The following is a 23743-nucleotide window of genomic DNA, read 5'->3' as shown; positions in this document are numbered from 1 at the left end:
TCCATCATGAGACCTATTACTCGGGTTCAGGTGCTGATGGCGGCTCTTGCCGCCGGGGTTTGGATCGCGATACCGCCCGCCAAGCAGGCGGCGAGCGAAGCCCTTCCGGCCAAGTCCGGAAGGAATCTTCCCCGAACCTCACCCGCTCCATCGCACTTTGCGATGCGGGCGGGAGAGCGGCCGGAGGAAGCGATCGAGGAAGCTTGCCAACTTGAAGGCCGGGTGCGCGACGAAGCCTTGGCAACAGTGGCGGTGGAAGCTGCTGTATCTTTCCCCGAGAAGGCGCTGAAAGCAGCCCACATGATCGCGAATCCGCGGATGCGGGGCGACATGCTCGGCTTTGTCCTCGCACAACGGGCGGCCACCGATCCGGATGCCGTCTTCAAGTGGCTGGAATCCGATCAACGCGACGAGTCGATGCGCTGCGCGATCGAGCGCAACGCCTTGGCCGCCTTGGCGGAGCAAGATCCCGCACGGGTGGCGACATGGCTTTCCGACGACAAGGTCAGCATAGGCGCCGTTGAAATCGTGCTCGCGGCGACGATGCAGCGCTGGAGCCAGCAAGATGCTCCGGCAGCGGCGGAATGGCTCGCCAGCTTTGAAGAGGCAGCGCTGATCCGCGCGGCAGTGCCACGCCTGATCGAGCACTGGGTGCGAACGAACAAAACAGAAGCGATCAAGTGGATCGAGGCCCAGGAGCAAGGATTGCTGCGGGATGAAGCCTGCGCCGCCTGCGCGATCGCGCTCACACTCCGCGCCCCCGATGAAGCACTCGCTTGGATCGGGAAGATCGAGGCCGAGAACTTGAGGGCGCAGACCCGGGAGAGAATCGGAGTATGCAGGTAACAGCGGCTCTCAGGCCACGCCCTACTTCTGATAGATCCGAACGTAGTCCACCTCGTATCTCTGCGGGAACGAGGTGCCCGAAGGATCTCCGCCTTGCGGCCCGCCGATGGCGAGATTCAGGCGGAAGGCATGAGGGGCGAGGAAGGGATTCACCACGGGCCCATCCTGATTCTGCACATGCTTCATGAGCTGGGTGTTCAGCATTTCCCCGTCGAGCCAGATGCTCATCTTCTCTTCGTCCCACTCGAGCACCCAGTGATGGAATTGATCCTTCCATGAGTCTTCCTTCACAAAGCGCCCGATGGAGTGCGAGCCGGTGTTCCAAAGATCGCGGCCATGCTTTCCAGCCCAGCAGAAGTTCGCGTAAATACGACCGCTGTAGTACTCGAGGATGTCGATTTCACCCCCGTGCGGCCAGCGTCCGCGACCCGTGGTCCAGATCGCTGGCCAGAGACCGGGCAGCGGGGTGAATCGGGCCCGTACTTCGAAGCGCCCGAACTTCCAGTCATGCTTGCCCATCGTGGTGATGGACGCAGACGTGTACTCCGCCTCCCAGCGATTCTTCTTCCAGTCGCGCGAGCCCTCCTCGAAACGCGGATTGCGGACCTTTTCCCGGCGGGCCTCAATCACGAGCAAGCCGTCTTTACGAACCGCGTTGTCTTTCTGATACCACTGGAGTTCGTGGTTGCGCTCGAAGCCTTGCTCGAAGCGCCACTTGCTTTCATCCACCGGACCGTCGCCATCGAATTCATCCGCCCACACCAGCTTGTAGGCCGGATCACGGGGCGGCTGCACGACCTCCTCGGCAGGGGCGAGCGAAACCAAGGCGAGGACGAGGGCGGGGAGTCGGATCATCGGCAGGAAGAACGCTGAATGGACACGAAAGGTTTCGGACCGCGGGCACGAAATCGACTCCTCTTTTCAGGGGAGACGGTTCAGGTTGCCAGAATGACTGCCCCTGAAGTCCTCGCCGAACTCGAATCACTGGGAAGCGAAACCGTGAAGCGGATGCTGATGAAGAACCACGGCATCAAGGAACCCTGCTTCGGCGTGAAGATCGGCGACATGCAGCCGTTGCGTAAGCGGATCAAAAAGGACTACCAGCTCGCGCTCGATCTCTACCAGACCGGAAACTATGACGCGATGTATCTGGCCGGCTTGATCGCGGACGACGAGCGGATGACCAAGAAGGACCTGCAAGGCTGGGTGGAGCAGGCCTATGGCGGCTCGCTTCCCGGATCAACGGTGGCAGGAGTAGCCGCGGCCAATCCCCATGGACGCGAACTGGCGCTGAAATGGATCGACTCAAAGAAACCGCAGATCGCCGCCGCAGGATGGTCAACGCTCAGCGGGATCGTGGCCCTGAAGAAAGACGAGGGACTGGACCTTGAGGAGTTGAAGTCGCTGCTCGCACGGGTGCAGAAGCAGATTCACCAGGCCCCGGACGAAGCGCGCTACGCCATGAACGGCTTCGTGATCAGCCTCGGCGGCTATGTCGCCGCTCTCACCGAACTAGCCATCCGGACAGCAGAGGAGATTGGACCGGTGACCGCGGACCTCGGCAACAACAGCTGCGAAGTCCCCGCGGCCGCGGACTACATTCGGAATATGCAAGCGCGGGGGAGCATCGGGAAGAAGCGGAAGACGATGAAGTGCTGAACTCCCTCGATGCAGCTTAGAACTCCGGCAGCTTTCTCTTGCGGCGGATCGAGCGCCACACTCCGCGCACAGCGATGAATAGAAGTAACGTGGCAACACTCATCTTGAAGATCGCCGTGGTCAGCTTCAATATCCTATCCTCGCCGGAGAGTTTACGATGCGTTACACTCGGGGTGGTAGCTTCGCCCTCACCATGAAGCGGGCGCGTGTTAATGAAACTGGCGGCGGTCTTGTCGAAGAGAGCTCGAACATCGGACTTTTTTTCCACGGGACCACCCACCTGAAGTTGTATGGCTTCGTGCGCGAGAGGGATTTGGAGCGTATAGACCCCCATCCTTCCTCCCTCTGGCGTCGGCGTTGTGATATAGAGGAGATCCATCTTGTGGCCCCGCCACTCGAACTCCGAGTGTTGGATTTCCATACCCGAGGGAGCTTGAAATTTGGATGGATCGTTGCGGCTTCCGACCTTGATCGTGCCACCTAAAGCTTCGATGTGGATTACGGTAACCGACTGGCCCGGCTCCTCAGAGGGTCGGACAAACTGGTAAATCGCTTCTTTTTCCTTCGGATCGATATCCAGCGGGGTGAAATCATCCGGCACGGTGAGACGGAAGCCATACTTCGGATCGTCGACTTCCAAAGCACGGGCAAAGGAGGCCACCATCAGGACAAGGGCGACCAGAAGGCGCCACGGCTTGATAAACACAAACTTCATTGCCCCAATTAGTAGGAGCGGGGCAATGGTTCCGGCAAGACTGCTGTCCCTTAAAGCAGCTCCGGCGGCAGCTTGTCCGCGAGCTTCTTGATCGCATCCGCCTGATGACGATTGGCGATCAGCAGCGCGTCCTCCGTCTGCACGATGATCAGGTCATCGACGCCGAGCAGCGCGACGTGCGAGCCTTTCCTCGCGTTGAAGACGATGTTGTTCTCCGAATCGATCTCGGAGACCGGGGTGTTCACGCGGTTGTCGCTGCCAACGTTCTCGAGATACTTCGCCACGGATAGCCAGGAGCCAACATCGTCCCAATCGAAGGTCGCTTCGATGTTCAACACCCGGCGGGCTTTCTCCATCAGGCCGTAGTCGATCGAGATCGGCGTGAGCTTCGGGAACTGCGCGGCCACCGTGGCGGCCACATCGCCGGAGCGGCGGAGTTCGGAGACGAAGGAAGCCAGCTCCGGTTGATGCGTGCTGAGCTCGCGGATGACCGTGGGGATAGACCAGACGAACATCCCGGCATTCCAGCAGAAGCCGCCTTGCGAAAGGAACTGCTCGGCCAGCTCGGTGCTCGGCTTCTCGCGGAAGCGCTTCACCTCCGCCGGCATCTGCTCGCAATCCAGACCGGGGATCGAGGCCCGCTGGCCGCGCTCGATATAGCCGTAGGAAGGGCAGGGCCAGGTCGGCTTGATGCCGATCGTGACGAGCCCGTCCGACTTCTCCGCCGCTGCAACCGCGTCTTTCATCACCGACTGGAAGGCGGCGGTATCGCGGATGAGCTGGTCGGCAGGCAGGACGATCATGACCGCATCCGGATTCCGGGCGGCGACGAGGCCAATCCCGAGGGCCACCGCCGGGGCGGTGTCGCGCTTGGCGGGCTCGGCGAAAATGTTCCCGGCCGGCAGTTTCGAGGCCACCTGACGGACCGCCGCCTCCTGCTGGGCATTCGTCAGGATCAGGATGTTCTCCAGCGGCACCAGCCCTTCCAAACGGCTGATCGCCTGCTCGAGCAGGGTCTCTTCACCGAAGAGATTCAGAAGCTGCTTCGGCTTCTCATTGCGGCTGAGAGGCCAGAAACGGGTGCCGGACCCTCCGGCGAGGATCAGGGCGTAGGTGGATGCAGGGTCAGGCATGGGTGGGGGGAATCTAACGTCTCCACCCGGCGGGGAAAGGGTGAAACCGGGGTTTTTCGGACACCTCCCCATCGCCGGGAAGGCCAGCGCTATTATGTCGATCCCGGAAGAATCCGCCCCGCGATGGCGTATCGTTTCCGGGATTGTGTGTCGCGGGCCCGGGTGTTAGGGTGCACCCATGAACCCCGACGACGACGGAGAACGGGATTGGACCGAAGCCACCGCGCTTGCGGCGCCGGCCCTGCTGGGTGCGGCTGCCGGTCTGATCCTGGGTGATTTGATGAACCCGAATGCGCGCCGCGGCGTGGCGCTCGGTGTCGCCGCGCTTGGCGTGGCCAGCCTGCTGCCCCTCACCGTGGGCTTCGTCGTCGGCTTGGTGAACGGCCCGGAGAGCAAGTTCGGCGCCCGCCGCCGCCTCCGGAAGATCCGCGACGCCGGTGTGGGTGCCGGCTACGCCGACGACGATATCGACGAACTCCGCGCGATTTGACCGCGTGCGGCTCGCGATCACCGGTACCACGGGGCGAGTCGGTCGGGCACTGGCCGACCGGCTGTCACGGGACCATGAGGTGATCGAACTGCCACGCACCCGGCTGGATCTCGCCGACCCAGCGTCGGTGGAGCAGCTGGAGGACCTCGATTTCGATCTGCTTCTCAATCCGGGTGGCCTGACGAACCTCGAACAATGCGAGGATGACCCGGATCTAGCCTGGCAGGTGAATGCCGAGGCCCCCATCCGGATGGCGGAGATCTGTCGCCGGACCGGGCGCAAGATTCTGCATTTCAGCACGGACTACGTTTTCGACGGCATCGAGCCAGGAAGGCGGAGCGAAGAGGATCCCCCCTCCCCCATCTCGGTCTACGGCCGCACGAAGGAGAAAGGCGAGCGGGGCGTGCTCGCCACCGGAGGCACGGTGCTGAGGGTTTCTTGGGTCTTCGGCCCGGAAAAAGCCGCGTTTCCCGATCTGGTACTGGCCCGTGCACTGGCCGGTGAGGAGGTCTCCGCCGTGGCGGACAAGTTCTCGCTGCCCGCCTACACCCGCGATCTCGGCGAGTGGACCTCCGCCCTGATCACAAAGGGCTGCCCTTCCGGCCTCTTCCACGCCTGCAATGGCGGCCCTGTCACGAGCTGGCACGGTATCGCCGTGGAGATCTTGGCCTATCTCAAGGAGACCCGGGGGATGAATCTTCCGGCTCCCAAGCCTCTCCTCTTGGCGGAGATGAGCGCCTTCCGGGCCCCTCGCCCGAGGCACACCGCGATGGCCACGGAACGCTTGGAATCCCTGCTGGGAGAGCCGCTCCGCGACTGGCGTCTTGCCCTCCGCGAGCATCTGGATTCGCGGATCTTATCCCGTTGACCCTCCCCCGGTGGCGTGGCACCTTGCCCTCACTTACATGAAGCGGCATCTCCTCATCTTCGGCTCCTGCGCCCTTGTCCTGGCCTCTTGTCAAACCGGTGAGGTGGTGAGCAGCGGCAGCTTCGATCCGCTCGTCGCTCCGGGATCCGGCCGCACTCCGGTGTCGTCCCGCGCCGGCTACAAGCCCGGCAGCTTTGTCCGCACCAACATGGACAACGTGGCCTTCTTCTCGAAGCGCCCGCAGGGCGACATGTCCGCCGAGAAGCAGCTCGCCGGGAACACCGAAATGAAGGTGATCTCCGACGACGGCACTTATGTGAAGGGCGAGCTCAACAGCGGCGAGGTTGGCTTCGTCCTGTCGATCCAAGTCACCGACCAGAGCTCCGCGCTCCCGGCCGTCGGCTCGGTGAACGAGTTCCAAGTTTACCCGCCGCCGCCGGGCGGTGTGATCCCGCTGCCGGTGGACGGCGAGGTACCCACCATCCCGCCGGTGATCGATCCGACCATCCCGGAAGTTCCAGCCACGCCGGACGCTCCTTCGCTGGAAGACCCCTCGGTGCCTCCGGCTTCACCGGATGCCACGCCGGCCCCGGCTCCCGCCGCGCCGCCGCAGTCCACCCCGCTCCCGCCCGGAAATGAGGCGGAGCCAAAAGTGGAACAGTGAACCACCTCCAATGAAAAAGGCCGCGGGTGATTCCGCGGCCTTTCGATTATCGGGGGATTCGCTCGGAGCTTAGGCCAGCGACTGCAGGGTCGCCTTCACGCCGGCGAAGTCCGGGAGATCCTTCGGGTGATCCTGGATGTCGAGGAAGCGGACCACGCCTTCCTTGTCGATCACGAAGGCCGAGCGCTTGGCCACGCCGCCCATGATCAGGTTCGCCTCGGGCAGGAATTGCTCGTAGGCCACGCCGTAGGCCTTCGCCACGTTGTGCTCGTAGTCGCTGAGCAGCGGCAGGGTGATGCCGGACTTCTGCGCCCAGGCTTCCTGCGCGAAGGGGCTGTCACCGGAGATGCCGAAGACCTTTGCGTCCAGCGCCTCGTATTCGGAGATGCCTCCGGAAATATCACAGAGCTCCGTGGTGCAGACGCCGGTGAAGGCCATCGGCACGAAGAGGAGGACGATGTTCGACTTGCCGATCTCGTCCGACAGCTTCACCAGCTGCGGGCCTTCGGCGGTTTTCGTGACGAGGGTGAAATCCGGTGCTTTGTCGCCGACTTGGATAGCCATGGGAATTTGAGAGGTTGTTCTTGAAAGAGCGGCCACTATAGGGTCACCCACTCGCCGGTCAACGGCACCCGCGTTCATGAGCCACGAATTCTCCAACATGGGCCGGCAGCTTGCCGGCGGCAGCGGCATCGAGGAACTGATGGAAGACTTGGGCAATGCCCTCGCCTCCGGAGGCCCGGATATCTGCATGCTCGGCGGCGGTCAGCCCGCACACATCCCGGAGGTGAATGCCATCTGGCGGCGGCGCATGGAGGAAATCATGGCCGAGCCCGGTGCGCTGGAGAAGATGCTGGCCAACTATGACCCGCCGCGCGGCAACCCGCGCTTCATCGCGGCGCTGGCGAATCTTTTCCGCCGCGAGTTCGGCTGGCCGCTGGGGCCGGAGAATATCGCCATCACCTCGGGCGGGCAGACGGCCTTCTTCTTCCTCTTCAACACGCTCGCAGGCGACATGCCGGGCGGCCGCAAGAAGAAGATCCTTCTGCCGCTCGTGCCGGAATACATCGGCTACGCCAACCAAGGCTCCTGCGGCGATCTCTTCCGCGCCGTGCCGCCGAAGATCGAGAAGACCGGCCCGCACGAGTTCAAGTACCGCGTGGACTTCGACGCGCTGGAGGTGACGGATGACATCGCCGCCATCTGTGTCTCCCGCCCGACCAACCCGACCGGAAACGTGCTCACCGATGAGGAGATCGCCCGCCTTTCGGATCTGGCGAAGAAGCACGGCATCCCCCTGATCATCGACAACGCCTACGGGGCCCCCTTCCCCAACATCATCTTCACCGAGGCGAAGCCGATCTGGGAGGAGCACATCATCCTCACCCTGAGCCTCTCGAAAATCGGCCTGCCGGGAACCCGCACCGGCATGGTGGTGGCTCACCCGAAGATCGCCGCGGCCATGGCCTCGCTCAGCGCGGTGGTGGGACTGGCGAATCCGAACATTGGCCAGACGATCGCGCTGCCGCTGGTGGAGAGCGGCGAGATCCTGAAGATCGCGAATGAAACCGTGAAACCCTTCTACGTCGAGAAGTCACGCCAGGCACAGGAGTTCGTCGCCACCAGCTTCGGGGAGGATTTCGAATACTACATCCATCGTAGCGAAGGCGCCCTTTTCCTCTGGCTCTGGTTCCCGGGCCTGCCGATCACCTCGCGCGAACTCTACGAGCGGCTCAAGAACCGCGGTGTGCTCATCATCTCCGGCCACTACTTCTTCTTCGGTCACGACGACGAGTCATGGCGTCACCGCCACGAGTGCCTGCGCATGACCTTCACCATGGATGAAGGCGTCGTGAAGCGCGGAATCCAGGCGATCGGGGAGGAAGTCCGCCGCGCGCATGAAGAGGCGCGAGGTCTTGCTACCGCGTAAGCCGCGGGTCAAATGCTCGCCCGCACCTCGCGGGCGATGCGCATGACCGCCTCCATCGAGCGGGCCGCATTCGCCATCCACTCCTGGCCGAAGCCCTCGAAGCCGAGCGGCTTGGCCGTGGCGCACAGCAGGGCCGCGAGCACGAGCTGGTTGGCCAGGTAGATGATCACCAGCGAGAGGAAAGTACCGTTCTCCCGCAGATCCGGCTGATCCCGCGGGATCATCCACAGCGTCCATAGCAGGTGGAAGGCCCAGAAGAAGCCGACATAGCCGAAGAGGATCTTGTCAGACACCGGCGGCAGCTCGATTGCCAGGCCTAACAGACCGTGGATCACCACGCCCACCACCGACCATAGCGGCACGAAGTAAGGCGACAGTGCGATCGCGATGTTCGTCTTGTCCGTGGTCACGTAGCCGCCGTCGAGGCTCACCCCCCAATCGCTCACCCGGCCGCGGCAGGCCCAGATGAAGAGGATGTGCGTGAGTTCGTGACCGAGCACATAGAGGTAGAGGAAGAAGGGACGCAGCAGACCGGAGAAGAACCACCCCGTCATCAGCACCACACCGGTCGCGAAGTACCAGAAAGCCGGCATCTTCCAGAAGCCGTGATCGAGTGTCGCATCCGAGAACTGCGAGAAGAAAGTCCACGAGGTGATCCAGCACAGCGGCAGCAGCAACACGCCTAACAGCCAGCGCCACAGTCGTGTGGCCACCCCTGTCGGCGGCTCCATATACCCGGCCGTCCCGGCGAAGGAGGCGCGGATGTTCTTGAACTCGCGCTGGTTCAGCTTGCGGTTCACCCGCTCGTGGGCACGGGCATTCGCCCGCGAGATTGCCTCCGTGAAGCCTTGGCGCCGGCGCTGCCGATTGCCACCGGTCGTGGTCGAACCGAGCCGGATCTGCTTCTTGGGGGTCCTCGCCATGTGCGGGACCTGATTACTTTGGCTTTCTTAATGAATCAAGCCTGATCGCTGTTCATACGATCTTGAGGCGGGCCAGATCCTGGGTATCCACCAGACCCACCGCCTTGCCCGCGGCATCCAGCACCACCACATCGTCAACGCGATGCGAGCCAATCGTTTGCAACGCTTCGACAGCGAGCGAGGAGGCCCCCACGCTGATCGGGCTGCGGGTCATGAAATCCGCCACCGGCTTGTCTCCCACGTGGGCGTCCCGCTGGTAGCAGCGGGCGAAATCCCCGTGCGTGAAGATCCCCGCAAGACTGCCATCTGGCTGGGTCACCACACAGGCGCCGGAGCGCGCGGTGGACATGGCCACCAGCGCATCCCTCACGGTGGAGCCCACTGGCACCGCCGCCATCTGATCGCCGGCACGCATGATGTCGGAGACCCGTGTCAGCAATGCACGGCCCAGCGCACCGCCGGGGTGGAAGCGCGCGAACTGCTCCTCGGTGAAGCCCCGCGCTTCCAGCAAGACCATCGCTAACGCGTCACCCATCACCAGCATCGCAGTGGATGACGAGGTCGGCGCGAGGTTCAGCGGACAGGCCTCGCGATCCACGGAGGTGTCCAGCACCACATCGCTATGCTCGGCGAGCGTGGAACGGGGATTCCCGGTGAGGGCGATCAGGCCGACCTCGAAGCGCTTCACATGCGGCAGCAGGTCGAGGAGCTCCGCCGTCTCGCCGGAGTAGGAAAGCAACAATACGGCATCTCCATCCGAGACGATCCCGAGATCGCCGTGCAGGGCGTTCTGCGAGTTCAAAACCACCGCGGTTGCTCCCGTGGAATTCAGGGTGGCCGCGATCTTGTGACCGATGTTCCCCGACTTCCCGATCCCCACCACCACGATCTTGCCGCGACGGTCCAGAGTATCGTGCAGGATGGAGATGGCCTGGCTAAATCCCTCGTCGAGCCGTCCCGCCATGCCCTGCAGGGCACCGGTCTCGATCTCGATCACTTGCCGCGCTTTCGCCAGGAAGTCCATGCCCCGAGCATGATCCGCGGCACGCCACGCGAAAGCGCGAAGTTCAGTCACCGGCATTTCCGCCGCCTCCGCTATCGCCGCTCGAGCCCGGGCGGAAGATCGGTCTGCGCGGCTTTCTTGCACGCGGCTTGGATCTCAGCCTCCGTGATGCCGATGCGGCACTCGGGCCCGCTGTCTCCAAGGATCTTCGCGGCAAAGAGGCTGTTGCTCGGCCCCAGCACCGAGAAGTGATCTTGGCCTTTCGCGACCACAAAGCTAATCTTCGGATTGCGGTTCCGCTCGCGGAGCTCCTCCAGCGAGGCGCTGTTCCCCTCGGACCCTTCGATCACGAAAGTCGGCGCCGAGATCGCGCCCAGGAATTCCACCGGAGCACGCAGGCGGCTCTCCTTCTCATCGCCGACCTTGAAGGGAAGATGATCTTGCCCGTAGCCCGCCACCTCCTCCACCGGGCCGAATGACATCACGGCACGGAACTGTCCGGCGGGAGCTGCCTCCGCGGCCAGCAGGGCGAGAGTGCCACCGGTGCTGTGTCCGCCCAAATAGATGCGGGCGGGATCGACCCATGGCAGGGAGGCCGCATAGACAGCCGCGGCCAACACGTCATCCACCTCACCGTAGAAGCCTTCCTTGTGCCCGGGATTCTTGTTCCCGCCTCGGAAGGAAGGATACATCATCGCGATCCCTGCCTTGCGATAAGCGGCGGCAGACTGGTCGTTCTCGGCGGGCATCCCCACTGCCCAGGCAATCTCCGAGATGCTGTTGCTAAACCCGCCAACGATCCAGATCACCAGCGGGCGCTTCTTTCCGTCATCCGGATCCGGACTCACATACGCCGCCAGATTCCCCGCAGGCGAAGGATAGGCCACCAGCTTGAACACCCCGGGCGGTGGAGCCGGCGGTGCCTCGTCTTCCGACTGCTGCTTGATCAGCTGGGTGCTAAAACCTTCTCGCTCTTGGGCAAGAGTCTGAGTCGCGCCACCCTTCGACGACGCACCCGCGGGCTTCTGGCACGCATTCAAGGCTAGCACCGCAACGGCGAATGCGGCGATCGAGCTGAGGCGTAATGATGTCATACGCTCATCTTAGGCAGACATGGCATCAGGTCCAGCATCAGCCGAGCAATGGGAAGACTTCGTCACAAGCGCGGGTCCACCGGCTCACTCTCCATCGCCAGCACCGCCAGCACACATTCATGCACTTCACGCAACGGCCTGCGGGCGGCGAAGCGCGAGAGTCCCTCGATACCTAGGGCAAACTCCCGCTCCGCCATCGATCGTTTGTGCCCGAGCCCCCGCTCCTTAAGCCGCACGAGATGCTCGGGATGATCATACTCGGGACCATAGATGATGCGGAGATACTCCCGCCCCCGGCACTTCACGGCGGGCTGCACCAGCCCGCGCTTGCCCTTCGCGATGAAGTCGCGCGGCTTCACGACCATACCCTCGCCACCCGCGGCGGTAAGCTCTTCCCACCACGTGGTGGCATCAGCCACCGATGCCTCGTCCTCCAAGGTCACTTCACGCCAACGCGTGAGCGGGAAGAGTTCGGGATCCGCGGCATTCAGCCGCGCCGCCATCTCCATGTGCCAGACGTGGTCGTGCTGCGTGAGCACACCTCCCTCCCCCGCCAAGAAGTGGAAAGGCGCGAGCTTCAGTCCCTGCAAGCCATCCGTATCCCAGCAGTAGTGCCGGTAGGCCTCGCGATAGCGGTCGAGCATGGCCAGTCGGTTATCATTCCGCGCCATCATCCCCGCCAGATGCTCCTTGGCGGAATCTTCCAGAAGGGAATTCCCTTCACCGGCTTGCATCGCAGCCGCCACCGCAGCGGCATGGGCAATCGCCGCCGCACCCACACCCGCATACTGCGATTGTAGTAGCTCCATCGCCTTGGCCGACCAAGGCATCAGCTCGCAATCCAGACAAAGCCAGTCCGTCCCGAGATCTTCCCACAGCCCGGACTTCTCCATGGCCAGCGCCAAGCGGTCGAGCAGGGCCTGCTCCAGCTCGAGATCGTTGAAGAAAGGCCGCCCGGTGCGCGTGTAGATCACACCACGCCTTTCCTGCTTGAGACCGAAACGCGTGACCGCCAGCGCCGGATCGCGACAAACCACCGCGACTGACCGCGAGCCCATGTGCTTCTCTTCGCAGATCACCGTCGTCACGGCCTGCTCACGGAAATACGCGAAGGCCTCCTCCGGTCGCTCCAGCCAGCCATCCTGCTTGCTCGTGCCGCAGGGCGACATCGTGGGCGGCAGATAAACCAGCCAGCGCGGATCCACGGAGAAGCGGCTCATCACCTCCAGCGCGGCGAGCATGTTCTCCTCCTTCACCGTGATCGCCGGGCGTAGCCCGGTATCGATGAATCGCCGCCCGCGCAAATCATCGAGATCGAGCAGGTGATCGTGCACGAGCTGCGCATCGGGCCCCGTCTCGGGCAGCAGCGGTCGCACGGATTCCGCATAGGTGCGGAGCGCCGGGACGGAGATCGTCTCCAGCTCCGGATAACGCAGCGCGGTCAGCGCCCCGCCGAAGCAGCACCCCGTGTCGATGTTCACCGTGTGGTTCAGCCAACGCGGCGCGGCGAAAGGCGTGTGACCGTATACCACCAGCGCCTTGCCTCGGTAGTCACGCGCCCAATCGAGCCGCTCCGGCAAGCCATACTCATCCCGCTCGCCCGTCGTCTCGCCGTAAAGGCAGAACTCCCGGACCTTGCCGGAGCCGCGCCCCTGCATCTCCTCCTTCAGCCCCGCATGGGCCACCACCAGCTTCCCATCGTCGAAGACATAGTGGCTCACCAGCTTGTCCAAAAACTCGATCAAATCCCGGCGATCAATGGGGTCCGCCTCAAGCTGCGCGATCGTATCCGCCAGGCCGTGGGTAAGCTGCACGTTCTTCCCGTTCAGCCAGCGCAGGAACTTCATGTCGTGGTTCCCTGGCACGCAGATCGCACTACCGGCCTTCACCGATGCCATCGCGAGGCGCAGCACGCTCGGAGCATCGGGCCCACGGTCGACCAGATCCCCGACAAAGAGCAACTGCCTGCCCTCCGGATGGGAGGCCACGTGATCCGTCACGGAGTAGCCGAGCTCCCCGATCAAACTACGAAGCTCCTCGTAGCAACCGTGCACGTCGCCGATGATATCGAAGGGCCCGTGCTCGCTCTTGCGGTTGTTCCACAGCGGCTCGCGTTCGATTCCCTGCACCGCATCCACCTCCTCCTCGCTGGTGAAAAAGATGGTGTTCCGGAAGCCCTGCGTCTTCAGGTTTCGGAGCCCCTGCCGCAGCAGGTTCGCCTGCCGCTTCACCACGTTCGGACCGAAGTTCCGGTCCGGCCGCGTGGCGTTACGCGCATGGCAAACGCTCTCCGGGATCTTGAACACCAGCGCCGCAGGCAGGAAATGATACTCACGGGCGATCGCCACCAGCTCGGCACGCGCCGCTGGATCCACGTTCGTCGCATCCACCACCGTAAGCCGGCCCAAGGCCAAACGCTGTCTCACGATGAAGTTCAGAAGCTGGAAGGCCTGAGCACTGACCGATTGGTCATTCTCATCGTCCGAGACAATCCCGCGGCAAGTGTCCGACGACACGATCTCCGTCGGCTTGAAATGACGCCGAGCGAAAGTCGACTTCCCCGAACCCGAAGGCCCGATGAGAAGCACCAGCGAAAGCTCTGGAAGGCGGAGCGTCATTTCAGGGATGTGGAGATTGCTCGCGGCCAGAAGACTCGGCGCCGGCGGGTGGATTGCCGGTGAGATGGCGGATCCCTCCGCCGGAATTGAATATCAGCGCTTCCCAAGGCCGCTGGAGGTTCATCACGATCGGCTCGTCGTCTTCTACCGCGAGGAAGTCCATCCAGTGGCGCACGAACGCGACCCAAGTCGATTCGATCACGAGCGACCTGCCCGTGAAGAAATAGACGGTGTCCTCCCCCTGCCAGGGAAGGGCGGACAAGATTGCGGAGACCTCATCGGGAGCATCCGCGTTGTAGGCGTCCGCCCAGTGGCCGATCAGCGTTTGCTGCGCTGCAAGGATCCAATGTCCGTCCGGCAGGCTGAAGAAACCTCTGGCTCTCCCGCCGAGGTGAGCGCGGCAGATCTCATCCGCTTCGGCCGGCGGAAGCTCGCGGACGAGCACCCATGCTTCAGGGGAGAAGAACTCTTCGGAAAAGGCACGCTTAAATGGCTTCGCGGGTTCTTGTGCGGGCTTCTTCTCTTCCTGTCGAGGGGCGGGTGTTAGAGAGCCGCCGCCTTGCCGGGTAAACACCGCCATCTGGCTCGGCGCCCCGTGCTCCGCGTGCTCCTCGCCCAGCGGCTCGAAGGCGACCTCATACCCGTGCATGCCAGCCACCCGGCCGGCCCATCCCTGGAACTCAGCCCGCGTCCATTCGAAGCGGTGGTCCGCATGCCGCATCGCCCCGGGCTTCATCCCCTCGAAGAGAACGTTGTACTCCCGGTTCGGCGTCGTCACGATGACCGTGCGCGGCGCGGCGGCAGCAAAGACCACTTCCTCCAGCGAATCCAATCGGTCGGCGTCGAGGTGCTCGATGACTTCGACCAATGCCGCCACATCATATCCTCTCAGACGCGAGTCGCGATAGACCAGCGAGCCGAGAAAGATCTCCACCCGGCCCTGCTTTTTGAAGGGCGGGATACGCTCCATCCGCTCGTGCGCGATCTCCAGCACCCGGCTTGAAACATCCATCCCCACCACCTTCGGAATCCTCGTTTGGTGCAGCAGACGACGCAGCAGCTTGCCCTCGCCGCAACCCAGATCAATCACCGAGCTCGCATTCAGCGCTGAGATCAACTCTGCCACGCGATTGAGCCGGACATCGTGCAGCGAAAGCCTCTTCTCGACTTCGGGCTCCTTCGCGGCCTCCACCGCTTCGGCGACTTCGTCTGCACCCTCCTCCTCGGGCTCCGGTTCAGGTGCCAGCCGTTCCAGCGCCTCACGCGCAAGCCGCACCTGATACTTCAAATAGCGGCGCACGATCCAATCCTTCTCCGGATGATCGTTCAGCCAGCCTTCACCCTTCGCCAGGAGCTTGTCGATCTCGTCGCGCCCCACCCAGTAGTGTTTCGCACGGTCCAGAGCCCCGATGATCACGAAGAGATGTTTCAGCACCTCATGCAGCGGCTTCTTGGTCCGCAGGGTCAAATGATGGTAGCGGCTCTCTCCCCACGCCGGGAACGCCGGATCAAGCACAAGGCGCTGCGTCTCGACCTCATAGCCCAGCGGCTCGAAGAGCTTGGGCAGGATCACACCATCACCCGCCGGGACGACGGGCAGCATCACCTCCAGATCCAGCGGCTGCTCCACCAGCTCCGGGCGCTTCGTGCAGCGGCCGTTCAGCGCCGTGCCATAGACACGGGAGATCGCCACGGACAGGAACGACGACGACGCATAGGGCCGGTCGTTCACATACTGCCCGAGCGCCCAGCCACCCTGCCGCGCTCCGGCGGACCGGACCATGTCGATCGGGTCCACATCCACCATCAGCACTGCCGTACACGCCGTCTCATCCGCCACCGGGTAGAAGACCGTGGCCTTGCCGAACGCCAGCTCCACCTCGTGACACCGGGCCGGGTGCTTGTGCAGCAGATGGCCGAGGTCCGTGGCGGATACGCTACGGTTGGTAATGGAGAGAAGCACCTTGCTGCTATCTAGCAGCCATCCGGCGGGCGAGGGCAAGCCTCAAGGGCCTGCTGCCTATCGCGCGCCCGAAGGCAGCGGCTGCGGGGAAGAGGTAGGACCATGGATCTGTAGCAGATCCGGACCACCGGCGGGATCCGGCACAAAGCGCACCCGATCAATCGAGAGCGCCCGCGGCTCCGTGTTGCTCAAGTCGCGGTGACGGTGATAAACGATGAAGATCTCCTTCCCGTCCGGCGACTCCGTGAAGCAATGGTGAGCGGTGCCATGGGCATACTCCGTCGATTTCATCACCGGGTTCTGCTCATTCTTCTTCCACGGACCCAGCGGACTATTCGAGGTGGCGTAGCCCACCGCGTAGTTCGGGTTCTCGAAATGGCTGCCGGAGTAGGTCAGGTAGTAAGTGCCCTTGTGCTTCAGGATTTCCGCGCCCTCCGTCACCTTCGCCTGGTGTTGTTCCCATGGCAGGTCGGGCTTCACCATCAGCTTCAGTGTGCTGGCATCCACACTCTTCATGTCGTCGTTCAGCTTGCCGCCCCAGATCTCATTCCCGTCGCCGAAGGTCACGTAGTAGAAGTAGCGTTGCCCGTCGTCATCCTCGAAGATGTGCCCGTCGATGCGGATGCTGGCCGGCAGCATCGGCTCTTCCTTCTCCTGCTTGAATGGACCCATCGGCGACTTGGACGTCGCCACGCACATCCGCTCGTCGGCCGCATAATAGAGATAGTAGGTGCCGTCTTTCTCCACGATGTCCGGAGCCCAGAACCGCGACTCGCCCCAGCTATCCTCGTTCTTCAGCACGAAGCCCTCGTCCTTCCAGTCGACAAGATCGGCGGAGGTATACAGGCGGATGCCACGCGGCATCCGCGGGAAGTCGGGGCTGTAGGTCGTATAGGCGTAGTACTTCCCATCCTTCTTCATTACCACCGGATCCGCGCAACCCGCCTGCACCGGATTCACATAGCTCTTCGCAAAACTCGGCGCGCGATACGCCGTGATCTGCAGATTCCGGAAGGATGCCGCACCACCGAGCGCCCGCAGGGCGAAGCCGCCTTTCGCGAACGCCGCATCGATCCCATCGAAGACCGGCCACGCATCATCGCCGATCGCTTCATCATCGATGAAGATCTTCGCATTGCTCCCCGCGACTTGGAGCCGCAGGTGATACCACTGCTTCGGATTCACCTGAAAAGGCCGCACCGCCACCGGCCGCCACTTCGGATCCACCGCACCCCACAGCGCCAGCTTCTCGTTCGCATTCAGGCCCACGAAGTAGCCGCGGTAGGCATCCACACCCTCGCCCAGATCATCCGCACGGAAAATCACGCCGGCCTGCGCCTGCTCGCTATCGGCCCGCAGCTCCACATCCAATTGGAAGTCTCCCCCTTGCAGTCCTGAAATCACCGCTTTCGGCCCCTCGCCTCCGCTCACGCGCAGCTCCCCGTTCTCCACCGACCACTGGCCGCCATGGGCCTTCCAATCGCTCGATTCGAAGCGTGAGAAGTCGGCCTTGAAGGGCAGCGCGGGAGCTGCGGCCACGAGGCCGGTAGACGCGATCAAGAGTGCAGTGACACGCAGGAGCATGCCCGAACCTGCGACAGCAGATCCCTCAGGGCAAGCCTCAGCCAAGTGGTTCCAGCAGATGCGAAAGTGTTTCCGCATCGATCTTCAGCTTCGACGTGTCTTCCGAGAGCAGCGCCTCGACCAGCGCCGCTTTGTGCTTCTGCAGATCAAGAATCCGTTCCTCGATGGTCCCGCGGCACACCAGCTTGTGAACGAACACCGGCATCATCTGCCCGATCCGGTGGGCACGATCGGTCGCCTGATTCTCCGCTGCAGGGTTCCACCAGGGATCGTAGTGGATCACCGTGTCCGCTGCAGTGAGATTCAGCCCCGTGCCTCCCGCCTTCAGTGAGATGAGAAACACCGGCACCTCCCCGCTCTGGAATTCCTTCACCATCGCGGCGCGATCCTTGGTCTGTCCGGTCAGCTTCAAGTGACGGATACCCTCTTGCTGCAAATGCTCCTGGATCAGCCCGAGCATCGAGGTGAACTGCGAGAAAATCAGGATCCGGCGCCCATCTTCCAGCAGGGTTGGCAACAATTCCTCCTTCAGATACTCCAGCTTGCCCGACTCCACTACTTTCTGCGCAGCAGGCATCTTCAGTAGCTGCGGATGGCAGCAGATCTGCCGCAGCTTGAGCAGCGCATCCAGCACGATGATGTGCGACTTCGCCAGCCCCTTCCCCTCGATCGCCTCGCGCACCCGCTTGTCCATCGAGGCCCGCACCGTCTCATAGAGATCGGTCTGTTTCTGGCTCAGCTCGATGCCGTGGATGATTTCAGTCTTCTCGGGCAGCTCTTTCGCCACCTCATCCTTCGTCCGTCGCAGGATCAGCGGGCCCACTCTCTTCTTCAGCGCCGCCTGCGCATCCTGCGAACGCTCGCGCTCGATCGGCTTACGCACCCTCGTGTTGAAACTCTTCTCATCCCCGAGATACCCGGGCATCAGGAAGCGCATTAGGCTCCACAGCTCGCCCAGATGATTCTCCATCGGCGTGCCGGACAAGCACAGCCGGTGCGCCGACTTCAGCTTGCAGGCATGGATCGCCACCGCCGCCTTCGGGTTCTTGATGTGCTGCGCCTCATCCAGCACCACCAGATGCCACTCCTGCTGCTCCAGCAGATCGAAATCCCGGCTCAGCAGCGGATAGGAAGTGAAGACCACCGCCGCCTCCGGAATCCGCTCGAAGGCCTCGCGCCGCTGCGGACCATGCAGCATCACGACCGGCATCTCCGGCACGAACTTCGCCGCCTCCGCCGCCCAGTTCGTCACCACCGAGGTCGGCGCGATCACCAGCGAGGGCCTGCCCGGAGCCTTCGCATGCTCCGCCGCCAGATGCGCCAGCGTCTGCAGCGTCTTCCCCAGACCCATGTCATCGGCCAGAATGCCATTGAGACCATGCTCTGTTAGAAACTGCAACCAGCGGAAACCCTGCTGCTGATACGGCCGCAGCTCCGCCTTCACAGTCCCAGGTATGGCCAGCTCCGGCAGCCCCCCGATCTCCCGCAGATTCCGGCCCAGACGCGACAGCGCGCGGGAGGTATCCGAGCTATCAATCTCCAGGCTGTAGGCCAGCGCCGCCGCCTCCAAACGATCCAAACGCAGTGGACCCTTTCCTGTCTTCCCGTGAAACAAGTGCCTCACCTGCTCCACGATCTCCATCAACTGCTTCGCCGGGAAGCGGATGAACCCCTGCGCCGGATCCTCCGAGCGAACGGAGATAAATCCGGATGCGCCCTCCACCGGCAGCCCCTTCGCAATCGCCTCGGCAATCACCGGGATCAAACTGAAGCGCTTGCCATCGAGCTCGTAGGAGACATCGAAACGGAACCAATCGATCCCGTGATCCGATTCCGCCTCGATCTGCGGCAGGAACTCCACCACCTGCCGCGACTTCACCCCGGACCTGGGATCCACCTCGATCACCCATCCCTCCTCGCGCAACTCGTCCAAATACGGGTGATCTAGTATCTCGATCCACGCCGCCTCGTGTGTCGGGAAAGGCCGCGCCGCTACCACCGAATGCCGCGTCTTCGCATCCAGCAGCTTCTTCGGGATCGATCGCATCGCGGGCACCAGCCCCACCGAAGCCAGACGCCCTTCCGCAGACCGCTCCGTCTGCGGATCCCTCGGCCAGATGATCCGCTGGCCGTCTACCACAGCGATATGCTGCCGCGGATCGCCCGGCTCCAGCGGATGCAGCCGGGGACTATCCCCATAGGTGAAAGTCAACTCGCCAAGAATCACTTCGATCCGCTGCCACGCGTCCGCAAACACATGTCGCTGCACCCGCAGGTGCGGTCGCGGCGACACCGCTGCCCGCTGCACCGTCTCCAACGCCATCGGCACCGGCAACTTGAGCGAAGGCATCGCGCCGAGCCTCGTCGCGACTTCCGCCACATTCTCACCGGGAATCACCGGCCCGCCCAGCCAGGCGGACAGGACCGGCCCGGGCACCGCGCCTTGCAACAACCCGATAACTCCACGCTCCGGATCCAGATACCGCGGCGGCACCGTGGGCAGCAATGAAAGCTCCGGATCGATCCCGCGCAGCACCGGCTTCGCCCCGCCATCCTGCTGGATCTCCCATTCGATCCCAACCTCCAACGGATCTCCCGCCACCAGCGGCCGATACGCGGACGAGCCACGGTGGTCGCTCCCGGGCGTGCCGAAATAAAGTCGTCCCGCCTTCAAGCATCCCTCTAACAAATCATCCCAACCCGCCCCCTCCAGCGGCATCTCGCTCCACGCATGATAGCGATGATGCCGCTGCCGGTAGAGCGTGACCAACAGCAGGTCTTCCCGCGCCATGTAGCGCGCCGGCTTCGTGGGATCGGCACTCGCCTGCCCGCCCAGAATCCGGACCGTCCCGTCCTTCAACCGGTTACCCACCCGCAGAATCAACTCGAATTCATGCGACTCCTTCTCCGCCGCTCGCTCGATGCAGTAAGCAAGGAAACGCGTCTCCGCGGAAACCCGCTCCAGCTCCTTGCCGTCCGGATTCCGCGCCGCATTCTCCAGGCCTTTGAGCCATTCGTCCAAAGGCACATCCAGAACCGTCACAGGCACCAGCTCAACTCCCGCCGACACATCGATGAGCCTCTCTTGAAGGAGTTGCAGCAAAGCCGCACCGTGCTTGCAGTAGGCTCCCACCGGGCAGGTGCACTCGCTCTCCACCGCCCACTGCCCCCGCGACTCCCGGAAGATTACGGAAGTCTCATAGGGCTTCCGCCGCGTTCCCTGCACCGCGGCCGTCACGATCAGCTCGCCCGCACCCTCAATCTCGATCCACTCGACATTGCGGATGCTGCGCTCGTTCGCATAGTCCCTTCCGCGCAGCTTGGTCACCCGGTCCAAGCGGCTGCCCCAGCCCTCCGTCGCGATCCACTCATACAGAGCGGGCCGCGCGGAGATAGCGGCTAGGGCATCTTCCATGACCGGGTCAGTTCGCCACGATATTCACCAGACGTCCGGGCACCACGATGACCTTGCGGACCGTCTTGCCGTCGGTCTGCTCCTTCACCTTGGCGGAGGCCAGCGCGGCGGCTTCCACCGTCGCTTGATCGGCATCCTTGGCCACCGTGATCTTGTCGCGCAGCTTGCCGTTCACCTGCACCACCAGCTCGATCTCGTCTGTCACCAGTGCGGCTTCGTCATGCTTCGGCCAGGCTTCATCGGCCAGCATGCCGCTGCCGCCGAGACGGGAATAGATTTCTTCCGTCAGGTGCGGGGCGAAAGGATTCAGCACGTGCAGCAGCAGGCGGAATTCGTTCAGCGGCACCACCTCCGCGGAAGTGAAGGCATTCGTGCACACCATCATCTGCGAGATCGCGGTGTTGAAGGACATCTTCGCGATGTCATCCGTCACCTTCTTCACGGTCTCGTGCACCACCTTCAGCAGCGCCTTGTCCGTGCAGGGCACGTCCTGGATCTTCGCGGAGCGCTGCCATTCACCGGCTTGATCTTCCTCGAAGGCGACACGCCACACGCGGGCCAGGAAGCGCGACACGCCTTCCACGCCCTTCATGCTCCATGGCTTCACCTGTTCCAGCGGGCCCATGAACATCTCGTAGAGACGCAGCGAATCCGCGCCATACTCGCGCACCACGTCATCCGGGTTCACCACGTTGCCGCGGGACTTCGACATCTTCTCCGCCTTGGCGCGGACGCGGATCGAAGGATCGCCCTTCAGAACGAAGTTCTCGCTGTCCTTCTGCACGTCGCCAGCATCCATCGCGACCTTCTGGAGGGCTTCCCCGGTCTTTTGGTGGGTGAAGGTGCCGTCCTGCTCTGTGACATCCTTGAAGCTGATCCAGGTGCCGCTGGAATCCTTGAATCCAAGGAATTCCATCTCGCCCAGGATCAGGCCCTGGTTCACCAGCTTTTGGAAAGGTTCGTTGGTCTTCACATGGCCCAGGTCGAAAAGCACCTTGTGCCAGAAGCGCGCATACAGCAGGTGAAGTACGGCGTGCTCCGTACCACCCACGTAGAGGTCCACCATTCCGGGCTGCGAACCGTCGCCACCCCAGTAGGACTCCGCTTCCTTCGAAATGAAGCGCCCGGCATTCGCCGGATCGCAGTAGCGCAGATAGTACCAGCAGGATCCCGCCCACTGCGGCATCGTGTTCGTCTCGCGGATCGAGCCATCCGGCAGCTCCACCCATTCGCGCGCCTTGCTCAGCAGCGGCTCGGGCGAACCGCTCGGCTTGTAGTCTTCCAGCGGCGGAGCCAGCAACGGCAGCTCGGCATCGGCGACGGCGTAGTGATTGCCATCCTTCCAGGTCAGTGGGAAGGGCTCACCCCAATAGCGCTGACGGGAGAACAGCCAGTCGCGCAGCTTGAACTGCACGCGGCGCTTGCCCTTCGATCCGGACTCCAGCCAATCGATGATCTTTGCCTTCGCTTCAGCGGTCGGCAGCCCGTCCAAGAAACCGGAATTCACCGCCGTGCCCGGGTCGGTGTAGCCCTGCCAGTCCTGATCGCCGTTCGGTTGAACGACTTGCACGATCGGCAGCTCGAATTTCTTCGCGAACTCGAAGTCCCGCTCGTCGTGCGCCGGCACCGCCATGATCGCGCCCGTGCCGTAGCCCATCATCACGTAATCGGCGATCCACACCGGGATCTGCTCGCCGTTCACCGGATTGATCGCATGCGCCCCGGTGAAGACACCGGTCTTGTCCTTGTTCATGTCGCCGCGCTCCAGATCGGACTTGGAAGCACAGGCCTTCACATAGGCCTCCACCGCATCCTTCTGTTCCGCCGTCGTGATCTCGCTCACATACGGATGCTCCGGTGCCAGCACCATGTAGGTCGCACCGAACAAGGTGTCCGGACGTGTCGTGAAGACCGTCACCGTGTGACCCTCCAGCTTGAAATCCACCTCGGCCCCTTCGCTGCGGCCGATCCAGTTCTTCTGCAGCAGCTTGATCCCTTCCGGCCAATCCAGCGGGTCCAGCTCGTCGATCAGGCGCTGCGCATACTTCGTGATCCGCAGCATCCACTGGCGCAGCGGACGCCGCTCGACGATGTGGCCCTTGCTGCGCCACTCCTCGACCTCCTCGTTCGCCAGCACCGTGCCCAGGTCCGGCGACCAGTTCACCGGCGCTTCGTGCACGAAGGCCAGGCGCACCGCATCGATCTGCTCGCGCGTCCAGCCCTTCGCCTCCAGCTCCGCCACCGGCTCCGCCTTCCCCGCCTCTTCATCGAAGTACGACGAATACAGTTGCAGGAAGATCCACTGCGTCCAGCGCACGTAGCCCGGATCGGTCGTCGCGATCTCGCGGTCCCAATCGTAGCCGAAACCCAGCGACTTCAACTGCCGCTTGAAGGTCGCGATGTTCGCCGTCGTCGTGATCGCCGGGTGCTGCCCGGTCTTGATCGCATACTGCTCCGCCGGCAGGCCGAAGGAATCCCAGCCCATCGGGTGCAGCACGTTGAATCCCTGGCGGCGCTTCGCCCGGCCCATGATGTCCGTGGCGGTGTATCCTTCCGGGTGGCCCACATGCAGGCCCGAGCCGGAGGGATAGGGGAACATGTCTAGTACGTAGAACTTCGGCTTCGTGGCATCGAAGTCCGCATCACCCGGGTTCGGGGTGCGGAAGGTCTTCTCCGCGTCCCAGCGCGCCTGCCAAGCGGGCTCGAAAACGTCGAAGGGGAAGGACTTGCGTCGGTCGGACATGGTTCGATTTCAGGATACTCCCGCCACCGGCGGGGCGCGGAACTTCGCCGAACTCCCTAGATTTGAAAAGGAAAACCCCTCCGCCGCGGCTCGCG

18 protein-coding genes are annotated in these 23743 nt (G+C 63.2%); 6 read left to right on the top strand and 12 right to left on the bottom strand.

Translation table 11 applies throughout. The features are described 5' to 3' along the window. Positions 1 to 6 precede the first annotated feature (6 nt). Entirely contained in the window at positions 7 to 846 is an 840-nt protein-coding gene (locus tag OJ996_RS03170; RefSeq protein ID WP_264511079.1) for a hypothetical protein, read from the top strand. Positions 847 to 867: 21 nt separating this feature from the next. Here OJ996_RS03170 and OJ996_RS03165 read toward each other — a convergent pair whose 3' ends face one another. Then, entirely contained in the window at positions 868 to 1701 is an 834-nt protein-coding gene (locus OJ996_RS03165; protein WP_264511077.1) for a glycoside hydrolase family 16 protein, read from the bottom strand. A 93-nt stretch (positions 1702 to 1794) separates the two neighbouring features. On the opposite strand from OJ996_RS03165, the gene OJ996_RS03160 reads away from it, so the two are divergent. After that, positions 1795 to 2505, top strand: a complete 711-nt coding sequence (locus OJ996_RS03160; protein ID WP_264511075.1) for a DNA alkylation repair protein — start codon at positions 1795 to 1797, stop codon at positions 2503 to 2505. Positions 2506 to 2521: 16 nt separating this feature from the next. On the opposite strand, the gene OJ996_RS03155 is transcribed toward OJ996_RS03160, so the two are convergent. Next, positions 2522 to 3220, bottom strand: a complete 699-nt coding sequence (locus OJ996_RS03155) for a hypothetical protein (RefSeq protein ID WP_264511073.1) — start codon at positions 3218 to 3220, stop codon at positions 2522 to 2524. A 50-nt stretch (positions 3221 to 3270) separates the two neighbouring features. After that, positions 3271 to 4353, bottom strand: a complete 1083-nt coding sequence (locus OJ996_RS03150) for a mannose-1-phosphate guanylyltransferase (RefSeq protein ID WP_264511071.1) — start codon at positions 4351 to 4353, stop codon at positions 3271 to 3273. A gap of 178 nt (positions 4354 to 4531) precedes the next feature. Between OJ996_RS03150 and OJ996_RS03145 the strand changes: the two genes are divergently transcribed. Genes OJ996_RS03145 through OJ996_RS03135 form a run of 3 tightly spaced genes read left to right on the top strand, consistent with a single transcriptional unit; the run spans position 4532 to position 6375 of the window. Continuing rightward, a complete protein-coding gene (locus OJ996_RS03145) occupies positions 4532 to 4843 on the top strand; it encodes a hypothetical protein (RefSeq protein WP_264511068.1) in 312 nt (103 codons plus the stop codon). A 4-nt stretch (positions 4844 to 4847) separates the two neighbouring features. After that, a complete protein-coding gene (locus tag OJ996_RS03140; RefSeq protein ID WP_264511066.1) occupies positions 4848 to 5711 on the top strand; it encodes an SDR family oxidoreductase in 864 nt (287 codons plus the stop codon). A 10-nt stretch (positions 5712 to 5721) separates the two neighbouring features. After that, positions 5722 to 6375 (top strand): hypothetical protein, encoded by a 654-nt coding sequence (locus OJ996_RS03135; RefSeq protein WP_264511064.1) that lies wholly within the window; start codon positions 5722 to 5724, stop codon positions 6373 to 6375. A gap of 69 nt (positions 6376 to 6444) precedes the next feature. Here OJ996_RS03135 and OJ996_RS03130 read toward each other — a convergent pair whose 3' ends face one another. Beyond that, on the bottom strand, positions 6445 to 6939 hold the full coding sequence (locus OJ996_RS03130; protein ID WP_264511062.1) for a redoxin domain-containing protein: 495 nt from the start codon (positions 6937 to 6939) through the stop codon (positions 6445 to 6447). 76 nt (positions 6940 to 7015) lie between these two features. Between OJ996_RS03130 and OJ996_RS03125 the strand changes: the two genes are divergently transcribed. Continuing rightward, a complete protein-coding gene (locus OJ996_RS03125) occupies positions 7016 to 8305 on the top strand; it encodes a valine--pyruvate transaminase (protein WP_264511059.1) in 1290 nt (429 codons plus the stop codon). Positions 8306 to 8313: 8 nt separating this feature from the next. On the opposite strand, the gene OJ996_RS03120 is transcribed toward OJ996_RS03125, so the two are convergent. From OJ996_RS03120 to leuS, 8 genes are all read right to left on the bottom strand, one after another. Then, a complete protein-coding gene (locus OJ996_RS03120; protein ID WP_264511057.1) occupies positions 8314 to 9228 on the bottom strand; it encodes a hypothetical protein in 915 nt (304 codons plus the stop codon). A 52-nt stretch (positions 9229 to 9280) separates the two neighbouring features. Further along, positions 9281 to 10252 (bottom strand): KpsF/GutQ family sugar-phosphate isomerase, encoded by a 972-nt coding sequence (locus OJ996_RS03115; protein WP_264511055.1) that lies wholly within the window; start codon positions 10250 to 10252, stop codon positions 9281 to 9283. A gap of 71 nt (positions 10253 to 10323) precedes the next feature. Further along, positions 10324 to 11325: an alpha/beta hydrolase family protein gene (locus OJ996_RS03110; RefSeq protein WP_264511053.1), complete on the bottom strand. Its 1002-nt coding sequence runs from the start codon at positions 11323 to 11325 to the stop codon at positions 10324 to 10326. A 62-nt stretch (positions 11326 to 11387) separates the two neighbouring features. After that, positions 11388 to 13943 carry a polynucleotide kinase-phosphatase gene (locus tag OJ996_RS03105; protein WP_264511051.1) on the bottom strand — a complete coding sequence of 852 codons (2556 nt, stop codon included), beginning with the start codon at positions 13941 to 13943 and terminating at the stop codon, positions 11388 to 11390. A gap of 1 nt (position 13944) precedes the next feature. Further along, the gene (locus OJ996_RS03100) at positions 13945 to 15906 is read right to left on the bottom strand and encodes a 3' terminal RNA ribose 2'-O-methyltransferase Hen1 (RefSeq protein WP_264511049.1); all 1962 of its coding nucleotides are present in this window, start codon (positions 15904 to 15906) and stop codon (positions 13945 to 13947) included. Between the two features lie 57 nt (positions 15907 to 15963). Continuing rightward, complete coding sequence (locus OJ996_RS03095) at positions 15964 to 17490, bottom strand: family 43 glycosylhydrolase (RefSeq protein ID WP_264511046.1); 1527 nt, start codon at positions 17488 to 17490, stop codon at positions 15964 to 15966. A gap of 37 nt (positions 17491 to 17527) precedes the next feature. After that, complete coding sequence (locus OJ996_RS03090; RefSeq protein ID WP_264511044.1) at positions 17528 to 20905, bottom strand: DEAD/DEAH box helicase; 3378 nt, start codon at positions 20903 to 20905, stop codon at positions 17528 to 17530. Positions 20906 to 20912: 7 nt separating this feature from the next. Beyond that, on the bottom strand, positions 20913 to 23648 hold the full coding sequence (gene leuS, locus OJ996_RS03085) for a leucine--tRNA ligase (RefSeq protein ID WP_264511042.1): 2736 nt from the start codon (positions 23646 to 23648) through the stop codon (positions 20913 to 20915). Positions 23649 to 23743 lie beyond the last annotated feature (95 nt).

This window comes from Luteolibacter rhizosphaerae (assembly GCF_025950095.1).
Taxonomy (GTDB): Bacteria; Verrucomicrobiota; Verrucomicrobiia; order Verrucomicrobiales; family Akkermansiaceae; genus Haloferula; species Haloferula rhizosphaerae.
This window is presented reverse-complemented; position numbering and strand designations above follow the sequence as displayed.